This window comes from Paenibacillus jilunlii (assembly GCF_900102965.1).
GTDB lineage: Bacteria > Bacillota > Bacilli > Paenibacillales > Paenibacillaceae > Paenibacillus_AQ > Paenibacillus_AQ jilunlii.
The window spans coordinates 308664-322603 of sequence record NZ_FNGM01000004.1 but is presented as its reverse complement, the minus strand read 5'-3'; the positions used below and the strand labels follow the sequence as shown (position 1 = coordinate 322603).

Annotated in this window: 7 protein-coding genes; all 7 read right to left on the bottom strand. The window is 49.6% G+C overall.

Features of this window, described 5'->3' with window-relative positions; genetic code table 11:
* The coding region (locus BLQ82_RS10750) for a hybrid non-ribosomal peptide synthetase/type I polyketide synthase (protein ID WP_143013399.1) at nucleotides 1–6545 on the bottom strand (6545 nt) is incomplete at its 3' end.
* Nucleotides 6542–7708 carry an acyl-CoA dehydrogenase family protein gene (locus BLQ82_RS10745; RefSeq protein WP_062525475.1) on the bottom strand — a complete coding sequence of 389 codons (1167 nt, stop codon included), beginning with the start codon at nucleotides 7706–7708 and terminating at the stop codon, nucleotides 6542–6544. The genes BLQ82_RS10750 and BLQ82_RS10745, both read right to left, overlap by 4 nt.
* 50 nt (nucleotides 7709–7758) lie before the next feature.
* Nucleotides 7759–8454 (bottom strand): SAM-dependent methyltransferase, encoded by a 696-nt coding sequence (locus tag BLQ82_RS10740; RefSeq protein ID WP_062525477.1) that lies wholly within the window; start codon nucleotides 8452–8454, stop codon nucleotides 7759–7761.
* Between the two features lie 9 nt (nucleotides 8455–8463).
* The gene (locus BLQ82_RS10735; RefSeq protein ID WP_062525479.1) at nucleotides 8464–8715 is read right to left on the bottom strand and encodes an acyl carrier protein; all 252 of its coding nucleotides are present in this window, start codon (nucleotides 8713–8715) and stop codon (nucleotides 8464–8466) included.
* 39 nt (nucleotides 8716–8754) lie between these two features.
* On the bottom strand, nucleotides 8755–9783 hold the full coding sequence (locus tag BLQ82_RS10730; protein WP_244280760.1) for an HAD-IIIC family phosphatase: 1029 nt from the start codon (nucleotides 9781–9783) through the stop codon (nucleotides 8755–8757).
* Between the two features lie 43 nt (nucleotides 9784–9826).
* Nucleotides 9827–10708: a 3-hydroxyacyl-CoA dehydrogenase family protein gene (locus BLQ82_RS10725; RefSeq protein WP_062525483.1), complete on the bottom strand. Its 882-nt coding sequence runs from the start codon at nucleotides 10706–10708 to the stop codon at nucleotides 9827–9829.
* A gap of 115 nt (nucleotides 10709–10823) precedes the next feature.
* Nucleotides 10824–13934 (bottom strand): cyclic peptide export ABC transporter, encoded by a 3111-nt coding sequence (locus BLQ82_RS10720; protein WP_062525486.1) that lies wholly within the window; start codon nucleotides 13932–13934, stop codon nucleotides 10824–10826.
* Nucleotides 13935–13940 lie beyond the last annotated feature (6 nt).

The following is a 13940-nucleotide window of genomic DNA, read 5'->3' as shown; positions in this document are numbered from 1 at the left end:
ATCAGCGGAGCCTGCTCCAGCCGGAACGGCTGCACAAAGCCCTGCAGCGTCTCTTCTACTCCGGCCCCCGGCAAATCAGAGTATTCGATGGTCAATGCTGCGTCGGGGTCTACCTTTTGAACCAGCGCTTGTCCGATCAGTTCAAAGCTCGTCCGCAGCGCTTCATGCCGCCGGATCAGACCGTCGCACGCGGCTTGTACCCGCTCCCGGTCCAGCTTGCCGTGTAAGACAAATGCCCCCGGGATATTGTAGGCGGTGCTGTCCTCATCGAATTGCTGCAATGCATACAGCCTTTTCTGCTGAGAGGAAACCGGATAGCTCTCTGCTTCCGGGGCTTTCGGGATGGTGACGGCATGACCCGGTGCCTGTCTCTGGATCACTGGCAGCAGTTCCCTGACCGTCGGACTTTGGAACACCTCGTGCATGGTTAAATGAACGCGGAACGCGTCTGCAACCTTCGAGATAAATGAAATTACCTTCAGCGAGTCAAATCCCCGCTCGAACAGATCATCATCCTCGCCAATATTTGTGCCGCCGATGATGTCCGTTACAATCTGTACAAGAATAGCGGCTTCGCTGCTCATCGGCTTTGGCTCAGCTTGAACCGGACTTGCTTCGGATTCCGCTGGTACTTCCGGCAGGCTATAAGGGACCTGACCTGCTCCAGCCTCAATGGCCGGACTGCCCGTACCATAGCGGAAATCCCGAAGCCAATAGCGTTTTTTCTCAAACGGGTAGCCCGGCAGGGGCACTCTTCTTCGTTGTTCATTGCTGTAAAAGCGGCCCCAATCCACACTAACCCCGTTTACCCATAATTGGGCGACCGTCCTCAACAAATACTCGTCGTCCGCTGTTTTTTTACGTTCGACCCGTATGGTATCCAGCAGCTTCTGATTGCGGTCAGGCTGCATGAACCGCTGAACCAGCGTGCATAGATTCCGCCCTGGGCCGATCTCGACAAACAGGGTATTCTCTTGCGGCGCAAGCCTTTTGAAGCCTTCGGCAAAACGCACAGGCTCCCGCAAATGACGCACCCAATGCTCCGGGCTCGCCGCCTCCTGCGGAGTGATTACATCCCCGGTCAGACTGGATACAAAAGGAACATCCGGCGGATTAAAAGTCACCCTCTGAACGCATTCCCTGAATTCGCTGATCATCGAATCAAGCATTTTGGAATGACCCGCGTGAGAAATCTGCAATCTCATGCTGATCAATTTCTTGCTCTTGAGCAAGGCTTCAAAGGCGGCAATGCTGTCCTTGCTTCCAGAAACAATACAAGACTCGTCGTTAACAGCAGCAACCGACAGAGCGGGCGGCAGAATTTGCAGCAAATCCTTCTCCTGCAGCGGAACCGTGATCATGAGCCCTTCAGGCAGCTTCTCCATAAGGACTCCCCGGTGGTACGTCAGAAACAAGGCATCCCGCAATGAAAACACACCCGCCAGACACGCGGCGACATACTCTCCGATGCTGTACCCGATCATGCTCAGCGGCTCTACTTGCCAATTCATAAGCAGCCATGCCAGGGAGTATTCCAGAGCAAAATGAAGGGGCTGGGAGACGCTCTGTCTGTGAATCTGGCGCTCCGCGTGCTGCTCCCGGCCATCCGGATATAAAAAATCCTGATAGCGCAAACCCGAAATCTCCTGCAAAATCGTCAGGCATTCATTCAGCTTGTCCCGGAAAACCGGTTCATGACGATAGAGATCCAGAGCCATATTCACATATTCTGCACCTTGGCCCGAAAACATGAAGACAACGGATGGGGCCTGCTCCGGAACAACGGCCTCCCATCTTTTGGCTGTATCTTTAGCCGTGAGAATATCTATGGCTTCTTTGGCTTCCGTGCAGAGAAAAGCGGAACGGTGGGCAAAACTTTTCCGTCCCACCTTCAAGGTATAGGCAGCATCAGCCAAATGCACGCCGGGGCTGCGTCTGAACGACTCTCTTACTTTTCCCTTCAAATTGTTCAACGCAAGCTCCGTTTTTGCAGACAGGGTCATGATTTGATAACGTCTTTGGGCAGGATCCGAATCCACCTGCGGCGCTTCCTCCAGAATTACATGCGCATTGCTTCCCCCTTGCCCAAACGAGCTTACCCCCGCCCGCAGCGGATAATTGTCCTCATTCCGCAAATCAAGAAGCCGGGAATTCACATAAAAGGGGGAATCCTCCAACACGATATGTGCATTGATCTCATCACAGTGGAGTGAAGCAGGAATCATTCTTTTTTGCAGGGACATGGACGTTTTCATCAGCCCTGCGATTCCAGCGGCAGCTTCCAAATGCCCGATATTTGTTTTGACAGAGCCCAGCCCGCAATAATTTTTTTTAGTTGTGTTGAAGGCCCGTTTTAGCCCTTCGATTTCTACCGGATCACCCAGTACAGTTCCTGTCCCATGTGCCTCAATATAATGAATTTGCTCGGAGCCAATGCCGGAACGCTGGATGGCCTTTTGGATGACCGCTGCTTGTCCTTCAGCGCTTGGAGCGGAGTAACCCGCTTTACGGTTTCCATCATTATTTACGGCAGTGGATTTAATAATAGAATAAATGTGATCCCCGTCAGCAAGCGCATTCTTTAAGCGTTTCAGGACGACCAGTCCTACTCCGTTGCCGGTCACGGTGCCTGTTGCCTTTTTCTCAAAAGCTCTGCAATGCCCGTCCTTGGACAGGACCATTCCCTCCTGATGGATATAGCCCATTTCGTCAAGCAGCGTAACCGCAGCCCCTCCGGCAAGCGCAATGTCACAATCGCCAAAGAGCAAGTCCTTGTAAGCACGGTCGATCGCCACAAGCGAGGTGGAGCAGGCGGTTTGGACGGTAATCGCCGGTCCCCGCAGATTCATGCGATAGGCAATCAGCGTAGCGAACGAATTGCTGTTCATGTTATAGATTTGATATTGGTCAGAGGCATACAATGATGGGCTGAACTTCTCGGGTACCCAATAAATATTATAAGAAGATCCGATGTACAGTCCGATGGCACCGGGGTAGGACTCCGGTTCATATCCGGCATCCTCCAGCGCATGCCAGGCACACTCGTGGAGCAGGCGGATCTGCGGGTCCATCCACTTGGCTTCGGCAACGGTATACCCAAAGAAATCAGCATCAAAGCAATCGCTGTCATCGAGCTTTCCTTTTGCCCTTACATACTTGGGATTGTTCAAAAGCTCACTGTCCATCCCAAGGGCCTTCAATTCTTCATCGGTATAAAATTTGATCGCTTCTTTCCCGCTCACCAGGTTGCTCCAGAACTGTTCCTTGTCGGCAGCCCCCGGAAAACGGCCGGCCATCCCGATAATAGCCACATCCGTATCCTGGAAGTCTATGGTTGGAGGCTCGAAAGCTTTAGGTTCTTCAGGTTGCTGCCGGGCTTCGCCCGTTGTTTTTTTCATTGTTTCATTGCAGTAACTGACAAATTCATGGATCGTCGGATAGTCAAAAATAGTTTGGACCGGGATCTCCATGTTCAAGCGGGCCTTTAATTCATTACATAGATGAATGACCTTCACCGAGTCGCCGCCGATATCAAAAAAGCGGTTGAATATGCCCACTCTCTCCGTCTTCAGTACCTTTCTCCAAATCTCTGCAACCTCATTTTCCAGCTTGCTGCGCGGCTCTACCAGCTTTCCGGGCTGAACCATGCGGCCGGTTTTCATATGGGCAAGTGCCTTCCGGTCCACCTTTAGATTGCTTGTATAGGGAATCTCGTCGATTTCATACAAATAAGCCGGCACTGCATAATATGGGAGCTTGCTCTTGAGAAACGTTTGGAAATCCTCGCGGACAAATCCGCCGCCCGTCACCAGATACGCAGCCAGTGCTGCGTCGCCAGCCTCTTTCACTTCAATGACCACCACATCTTTTACAGCAGGATAGCTTTTTATTGTGCTTTCAATTCCAGCAATTTCGATGCGGTGTCCCCTGATTTTGACCTGACCGTCGTTTCTTCCTACGAACTGAAGTCTCCCATCCGGCAGCCAATACGCATAATCACCGGTACAATACAGCCTCTCCTCCGGATGATATGGATTATTAATAAACTTTTCGCTGGTTAACCCGGGCTGGTTAAGGTAGCCTTGTGCTACACCTTTCCCGGAGATGCATAGTTCCCCCGGATAACCCAAGGGCCGCAGATGTTTGTCTTTGGATAAAATATAGATTCCTGTATTGGCAATGGGTTTCCCGATAGACAGCGTATCCTCAAGCTCCTGTACGGTAGACCATACCGTCGTTTCCGTCGGTCCGTACACATTGTAGATCTGCTGCTCCGTGATCTTACGCAAGGATTGGTAGAGGTCTTCGGGAAACCCCTCTCCGCCGATGAGAATTTTTCCCGGCTGCTGAAGGCAACCGGCTAATGAAGACTCTACCAGCATTCTCATACGCGATGGCGTCGCTTGGAGAATATCGATGGACTCTTGTTCGATCAACCGCAATATGGCATCAGGGTCCTTCTGTACCCAATCGGCGGCGAGCACAAGGTTCATGCCCAAACAAAGCGGCAGCAAGGATTCAAGGACGAATATATCAAAGGAATAGGTCGTGAGCGCCAATACCTTGTCGTCAGGCCGGAATCCGATCCGCTTGTCCATGCCAAAGATAAAATTCACTACATTTCCATGGCTGACCATAACGCCCTTGGGCACTCCCGTCGATCCCGACGTATAGATCACATAAGCAAGATCCTCCGGGGTTGATGGATGTATACCGGCTTCATGAGGGAATCGGAGGATATCCTGTAAACCGTAATGTCCCTGCAGCACGTCTTGATCCATACATAAGAGCGTGTGGCGGACCGGCTGCTTCCCATTCATGCCCATTAAGACATCCGTGTACTTCTGGACGGTGATGATTACTTCAATCTTCCCGTCCTGTACCATGGCGGCAATACGTTCCTCCGGCAGGATCGGGTCAACCGGTACGTAAGCTCCTCCAGATTTTAGAATTCCAAGCATTGCGATCAGCAGCTCTGGCCGCCGATCCATGCAGATGCCAACCAGCTGGTTGGGTTTAATCCCTTTATCGATTAAAAAATTCGCCAGCTGATTAGCTTGTTCATTAAGCTGCCGGTAGGTGTAGGTCTGACCTGCATAATGAAGCCCGACCCGGTCAGGCTCCTTATCCGCCTGCTCTTCAAACAGCTGATGAATGGTTTTATCAGCCGGAACCACTGCTGCCGTATCTGTAAATTCTTGCAGCAGCTTCCTTTGTTCTTCCGGAAACAAAAAATCGGCAGAAGCAACCGGTGCTGCCGGATGTTGAACGAGAGAAGACAGGATCAACTGATAGCGGGATGCTGCCTCATGAATAAAGGCCTCGCTATACATGCGGCTGTTATAATCCGCAACGAATTCGATGGAATTCCATAAGGTAATAGAGATGGACAGAGGATAATTGGTTTCCTCTCTATATGAGAAGGAATCGATAAGCATATTCCGACTATTCAAGTTATTTTGCAAAGGGTAATTCTCGATCACCAGAATCGTATCGAATAATTCTTTTTCAAAAGGCATTCCGCTGTATCGTTTGATATCCCTGAGCGGTGTGGAGCCATACTGTTGTCTTGCATTCAAAGATGCAAATACTTTCTCCAGAAGGCCCTTGAAGGTTTCTTCCGGGTCAATCCTAAGCCTTAGCGGCAGCGTGTTAATAAACAAGCCGACCGTCTCTTCCCATCCGTGCAGCCCCTCTTCCCGGCCTGAGATGGTTGTGCCAAACACAATGTCCCTGCTGTCAGTATAAAAAGCCTGAAGGAGCGCCCAGGCTGCGTAAAGATAACAGCTTACGGAGTATTTGCCCTCCTGTTTTATCTCTTCATAGAGAAACAGGGGCAGCTCCATACGAAGCTGCTTGTTCCCCTCCGCCTGATTCCTGGATGGACTGGCCGGAAGAATATCCTGCAGCCACACGGGCTGGACATCCTGCAAGTATCCGGTCCAGAACTTTTCCTGTTCCGCCTTGTCCTTGTTTCGGGTCAGCCCGATAAATTCCTTATATCTCTTCTTGGGTGCGGCGGATGGCTGCTGCTGATTCAAGAAGAGCTGATAGGCTTCCATGAATTCATTCAGGATAATCCCCGTACTCCACCCGTCAAACAAAATATGATGATGGCTCAGGATCATTTGATAGTCGGCTTCAGCGAATGGGTACAGGCAGACGCGAAAAGCCCCCTCTGTTAAATCAAACGGGGTGTTCCTGTCATCATCCATAGCTTTCGCAATAAATGCACTGCGTTCATCGATGCGCTGAGACGAAGCATCGATGATCTGCAGAAATGGGGACCGCTCTTTGAGAATAATCTGCACGGGCTCTTTAACGCCTTCCCAGCGAAAAACCGCCCGGAGCATCTCGTTGCTGGAGACAACGTGCTGCCATGCCGCCTCAAAAGCGGAGAGATCAACCCGGGATGCAATGTGCAAACTCACCTGTTCGAAATAAAGGGTACTGCCGGGCTCTTTCAAATAATGAAAAAGCATCCCTTCCTGCATCGAACTAAGAGCGATGATATCACTTACTTGATTGGCATCCAGTTTCTTCATATTTCCTTGATCCTTTTTGGCTGATAATATTTATTCGCGCCATACAAGGCGATCATTTGCTGCTGAAGCTGTGAGGTTCCTTCAATAATTTCAAGGACTTTGGCCTCTCTGAACAGACGTTCCACCGGAAACCGGCTGCTGCATCCGTTGGCTCCGAGAACCTGAATCGCATCGGCGGCAGCCTTATTGGCAACGGTGGACGAGAAATATTTGGCTGCTGTCGTTTGGATGGCAGCGTCCGGGTGATTCTCGATTCTCATCCGTGCAGCCTCCTTGCACAACGAACGTGCGGCCATAATATTCGTGACAGTATCTCCGATAATGCCCTTGATGAGCTGATGGTGAAAGATTTTTTGCCCGGACTGGCTTCTTTTTCTGGCGTAAGTAACCATCACATCCAAGGCCTCCTGGGCCAAACCTACACCCATCCAGGCTACGTTGAAGCGCCCATAGTCCAAGGCAAAATTGGCGATTCCGGCAAAACCCATTCCTTCCTTGCCGACCATCATTTCCGGTCCCACCTCAACACCGGTAAGCTCGATGTCAGCAAGCTGTGAGGCCGCGCAGGACAGCAATCCCTTCATTTTGGAGATATTCACGCCTTCCAGCTTGCGGTCGACGAGAAAAGCACTGACGGCCTTGCTCGATTGCTCGGCGGCAATGACGATAAAAAAATCAGCGATTTCGCCGAAGGAAATCCATTTTTTCCGGCCAGTGATGCGGTAGTTGTCCCCGACTTTTACGTAAGCGCTCTCAACATCCTTCGCTCCGCTTCCCACGCCTGGCTCGGTCAACGCAAAAGCGCCAATCTTCTCCCCCCTGGCAATGGGCAGGACATACTTCTCTTGTTGGTAGTCTGTTCCCCAACGGATGAGCGTCTCGCCAACCAACCCCGTGCTTACCGTAAGCAGCATGGCTGTGGACAAAGCTCCTTTGCCGAACTCTTCCACCAGACTGCCGTATTCAAGCGGGTCCAGCCCCAGTCCCCCGAATTCCTCAGGGAAGCTTGCTGCCAGATAGCCTTTGCGCCCCATCTTCTGAATTAACTCCCGGGGGAGTGCCTGTTGTGTTTCAAAATCTGCCGCAAACGGCCGGATATCTTCATCGACAAACTGCTTCACTTCTTCCAGAATGCTTTGCGGGTTATTCTTTGTCATCGCCATTTTTCATTCATCCCATCATTAGAGTGTATGTTCTGAAAAAGACCCAACAGCTATCCCTTGCACAAAACCGCCAAAAAATCATAAACATAACCCTGGCTGACTTCAGCCCGGACCGGCTGCAGCCCGCTGGCCTGAATCTGTTCCAATGCAGTCTTCTTGGTTAACAACTCTCTATACCCCAGGTTGATTTCGGGATGAACCTCGTAATAGGCCCGTGTCAAAAAGCTGTCCATCGGCACGATCAAAATCATATGCCCGTCCGGGCGGCAATGCTCTTTGTGGATCGACAGAATCTTCTGCTTCTCTTTAAAATGTTCGATGAGTCCAAAGCTGCAAACCATGTCAAACGGTTCTGTCACCTTCAAGGCAAACAAGTCTTCCAACTGATACGTAATGCGGTCCCCGCTCTTGTCCTTTATCCGGTTATAGGCGTCAAATGAGGTCCGGCAATTATCCACCAAAGCTCCGCTTCCCCCGTACATGGTCAGTAAAAGACGGGTCAGAAACCCCGTACCCGCCCCCAGCTCCAGTACTCTTGGCTCCGGTTTTACCTGAACGCCCTTCAACAGCTTGCGCAATACGTCCCCCAAGACCAGTGCCAGCAAGTGAGCGTTCTCGCTCAGCAAACCCCTGACATTGTGAAAATATGACTCTACGTCCAACGTCGCAACTTCCCCGTTCTTCAGCTTCATGAAATACTCGTCCCAATTAAAAACGGCCCCGGTGTTTTTCGTCGTATAAATCATACCGTGCCCTTATTGATAGACCGTTTTCGAGCTGATAAAGTTTACGATGTTATCTATCGTATTGAAATTGTTGATATCCATTTCATCACTCTCAATGGTCGTATTGAATTCACTCTCAATATACGTTACCAATTTCATGGCAAACAATGAATTCACGAAGCCCAGCTCGAAAATATTGTCTTCGTTGCTGAATTCAACCTCATCATCAAACACTACCAGATTATCCTGAATAAAATTGCGGATTTGCTCGTGCATGCTCATTGTAAAAACTCCTTTAGTTTTATTTTTTCCCGGATAACCTTACTGGACAAGCAGCTCGATATACGGAGGAAATTTCTGAATCGTTGTTAAATCATTTTCCAGAATCACAAAGCCGTCCTCCGCTTTGGCTATCTCTTTGAAATTGGAGAACCTGTAGGAAACGTACATCATTTTATTGCGTTCCGTATTCTTAAAGTCAGCCAACAGCCGTTTATTAGCTTGTTTGGCTTGCTGCATGATATGGGTCAGCAGAACCGTGCCAACCCCGTGCGAAATCACCCGGCAGGACATAATCAGCAGCTTGATATGCCAATGGGTATCCGTCAGCTCAGCCAGGGCGATGCCAATTTTGCCGTAGGACCCGTATTTATCGGATAGCTCACAGACAAACAGCTTATGGGCGGATGATTCCCGAAAGTGATTCAGCTCGTCGTAGCTGTAGATCCGGCCCGTCGAATTCAACTGATTGGTGCGCACAGTTAATTCTTCCGCCCGTTTCAAATCCTCCTCCTCAGCCTCACTGATGATAAATTTCATGCCTAACGATTTTAGAAACTCCTCGCTGGTTCCCGAGAACGCTTCTTCTTCCTGTTTACGTTTCATATCCTCCAGATACATGAGCCTTCTTTTGACCGAATCCTCTGTAATAAAGGGGGGGATCAGTGAAGGATGGTCAAGCAGCTCCTGGTAGTGATCGGCATGAACGCAATTGATGGCTGCATGGACACTTTTCACCTCATCCAGCTCAAACGGCCGGTCATCGACAAACAACAGCGTATCCATCCCGATGTTTATTGACTGGCGGATAGCATCCAGCGACTTTGATTTTGGCTCCCAATGGATTTGGGGATACAGAAAATAGTGATCGATTCCAAACTCTTTCAGTTTGTTCATCGCATCGTCGAGATTGTTTTTGCTGGCAACGGACAGCAGAATCCCCCGGTGATCCAGCTCCTCCAGAATTTCCTTGATCTGCGGTTTTAACGTGACCTCATCCCCCTCGGACAGCACACCATCCCAAAGGGTATTGTCCAAATCCCATACGACGCATTTAATCCCGTTTTTAATCTCCATCCCTCAGGTTCCTTCACATTGGATTTTGTAAATCAGCTTACGCATGGCTATGGGCGAGAACAGAAGTGTAATCAAAAAATCCTTTGCCGCTCTTCTTCCCCAGCAATCCTGCGTCCACCATTTTGACCAGCAGCGGACACGGGCGGTATTTCGGATCGTTATAGCTCTCATACAAAACCAGGATGGAATTCAAAATCGTATCCAGCCCGATCAAATCAGCAGTAGCGAGCGGGCCCATTTTATGGCTGAAGCCTAAACGGAAAATTTTATCCACATCCTGTGGTGCAGCGACCCCGTCATGAACGGCCCAAATGCATTCGTTAATCATGGGCATCAGGACGCGGTTGGTCACAAACCCCGGCGAGTCGTTAACCAGAACAGGCTTCTTGCCAACCGCTTTCAAAAAGTCTTTGATCTTCCGGATCGTATCCTCCGATGTGTAGTAGCCTTTAATGATCTCCACCATCTGCTTGAGCGGAACCGGATTCATAAAATGCATGCCGATTGCGTTCTCCGGTCTGGGAAGTACCGCCCCCACCTTCGTAATGGAAATGCAGCTCGTGTTCACACCATAAATGGTATCTTCCTGACAATGCTCTTGGAGTTCAAGGTATACCTGTTGCTTCGCCTCCCAGTTTTCCGTGATATTTTCAATCACAAAGGGAACGGCATGGAAGCTTTGATATGTAGTGGTGAACATGATGTTAGAAAGCACTTGTTCAATTTCTTTTACTGGCAGCTCTTTTTTCATCAGCTTTACCAGCTTGAAATCTTCCCTGATCTTCGCCTTAGCCTTGTCCAGTGCTTCTTCATGGATATCTTTCAGGATGACCTGGTACCCCTGGCTTGCCAGATCCAAGGCCAAATCGGAACCCATTACCCCTGCACCGATGATCCCAATCGTTTCAAATGTATGCATATGCGACTGCCACCTTTTCATAATAGTAGAGAGCTAGTGTACATGACGGATGCGATCCGCCAAACTCCTTCTGCCTCCCTTCATTTGCGGATCATAGGACTCCCGGTATGACCTGTTACGCATGTTGTTCCTCCAGCTCACCCACGAGCAGCCCCACTTCCATTTTCAGCAATTGGTCAGCCATATGAAAATATCTATCGTCATGCGTAATCGCAATGATGCATTTCCCTTGCTGCTTCAGCTCCGGTATGAGTACATGATAGAAATAATCCCGGAATTCCGGGTCTTGATCAGCAGCCCATTCATCAAAAAGATAGATCGGACGATCCTCCAGGCAGCTGATCAGGAGCGCTAACCGCTTCCGCTGTCCGGTTGAGAGGTTTACGGTGCTAAAGGCCCCCTGCTGAATTTGGACCTTGTGATCAATATCCAGCTTCTGTAAGTACTCATGAATCTCCTGACTTTTGCCTTCGGTTTCCATTCCGTATAGCCTGTCAAACAGGTGGAAATCACTGAATATAGCGGAAAAGCTCTGGCTCAGTTCTTCCGGCGCTGCCTGCCGGCCATTCAATAGAATTTCTCCCTGATCGGGCTTATATAAGCCCGTTATTAATTTGCCCAGGGTTGACTTCCCGCTCCCGTTCCCGCCTGTAACAAAAGTAACCTGCCCGGAACGGACGCTCAGATTCAGCGGCCCTACTGCGAACTGTTCGCCTTCCTGGGATTGGTAATGGTAAGTAATATCCCTGGCCTCCAAATGGATGGGGGCATCTCCAGACCATTCATTAGTAGAAGGGTCTTCATGCCTTTCCTCAACCGTATCCAGCTGCTTGGACAGCTCATTTAACCTGTTCCAGCTGATCCGGACCCGGATGAAATTCGGAATGGCATCCAGTACGCCGTGGACCGGCCCTGTCATATACAGAAAGACAAAGATATAGGCTCTGAGCGAGCTGTTGGAAATGTCCTCAAAGAGCAGCGGAAAAACAAAGGCCACAACCCCGATTACAAAGGTAAACAGCAGCTCTCCCATCACAAATACATTGGCGAAGCTTAAGTCTCCCTGAATCCGTTTGATCCGGTAGGTATCACAGCTTTGCTTAAGCTCTTCCTGGAACTCCTCTTTTTTACCTTTATGAAGGCTAAGCTCCTTGAAGCCGCTGACCATGTGATTGATGAACTTGAAAAAAGTATTTTGAATATCCCTGGTCTCTCCCCAGACTTGATTGGCATGCCTTCCCGCCAAAAAATAAAGTCCGGCTGCGAGCAAAATCACCGCAACCGAGATCAGCAAGCCAAGCAGATTAATCGTGCCTAAATAGACGAAACAGCAAAGTAAAGTGATAAGGCTGGTCACGCCAAAAATGAGAATATTGGTAACACCGCTGATCGTTTCCGTATCATTGTTTAATACCGAATAGATCCGTTCTTTTTCGATGGTTTCGATATTTTGATACGAAGAACGCAGAATCTTGTCGATCAGATCCGTTCTTTTTTGAAAGACCATTTCATTGGTCAGGGTGATCAGCTTTATTCTAACCAGCCTTTGGCCAAAGACATAGACAGCGATACCCATTACAAAAAACGAGAACAAACCCATCTGAAAACGGTTGGTATGGTTCAGCGCTTCATTAATAATAAAGATGATAATTGCATTTCCGAAGCCGCTTATGGTGCTAAGCAAGATGATAGGAAACAATGTCCGGTCCCGCGCTTTAGGGAACAGTGATGTGGTGAAGTAGTAAAGGGAAAAGAAAACGACCCCGATTAATAAACCCGGGATCGCTATCATAAAGCTTGATGGGGCCCATACTTCAACAAGCTCCCATGAAAGCCCGCTAAATAAAACAACCGGAACCTCATAAAGGCAATAACTGACCAGCCCCAAAAATCCCAGCAACACGGCCAGCCCATAAATGTTTTTGGCGGTATTCCGGCGGAGCCTTCTTTCCTTTGTGATAATTTCTTTGATGGTTATGATGAAAAACCAGCCCGTTAACAGGATCAACGGGACCGCAATACAGAGAATGACAGTAGCGATTTTATCCACACTGCGGTATTGATCGGATACGTTCTCAGGCAGCTTTTGGTTGTGCAGAATTTCCATAATTCCCTGGCCCATCGCCTGGGTGTAGGACGAGTTGATGTTCGCCAATACGGCGACCCCGATCTTCTCCTCCGGGCGGAACACTACGGAAGAGGAATAATTCGGATTGCTGCCTCCATGGGAAAGCTCTCCGCTCCCTTTCTGATAGACAAACCAGCCTGCCGCGTAGGAAGAACCGTCAAGGCCGGGGAAGACGGACCGGTCCGGCTCATGGGAGCGGCCGATCACATCGGCATCCATCGCAGGTTCCGCCCGCTCGCCCATCTGGATTTTCAGCCACGCTGCCATATCGTTGCCATTCGAAATGACATAACCGGCAGGCGTATTTCCGCGATACACAGGCGCCTGGTATTCCCTCGCCTTTAAGAATCCGAGCTTATACCCTTTCGCCATTTCATGCTGCTCCGCTTCTGTACGGAAAAGGTAGGTATTTTTCAACCCCAGGGGGGTCAATACGTTATTCTTCAGGTAAGCCTCAAATGATTCTCCCGTTACTTTTTCGATCACAAGCCCCAGGATATCATAATTGATGGAAGCATACTGAAACCTTTCCCCAGGGTAAAAATCGAGCTTCTCCCCAACCACCGCCTTGACCGTACGCTCCAGCGCCTGTTCATCCCCGCCAACGGGAATATCGCTAATCGTATCAAATGGAAGGCCGCTGGTATGATGAAGCAGCTGTTCCAGGGTAATCTCAGCCGCACGGCTTTTACCAGAGCCGTTTTCTCCGGCATAGGCAACCTGAAACCAGGGAAGGTATTTCTGTACAGGATCTTTCAAATGAAGCAAGCCCTGTTGTTCCAGCGATAATACAGCCAATGCAGTAAAAGCCTTACTGGTCGAACCAAGCTCGAACAAGGTCTCCGGAGTCACAGGACGCTTAGCTGCCACATCGGAATCCCCAAAGCCTTTGCTGTAGACAGTTTGCCCGCCCTTAACAATAACAACGGCTGCACCCGGTATTTTGCCTTCCTGCATATTCTTTTTGATCCAGGCTTCAATGCTGGCAGTTTCCTCATTAGGCAAACTGTTTGGAGCAGCCGGTTCTGCCCATGCATGCAGTGGCAGTACCATGGTCAGCAGCAACAAGACGAGCCATCCCGCAATCCCTTTTTTCATCCCATA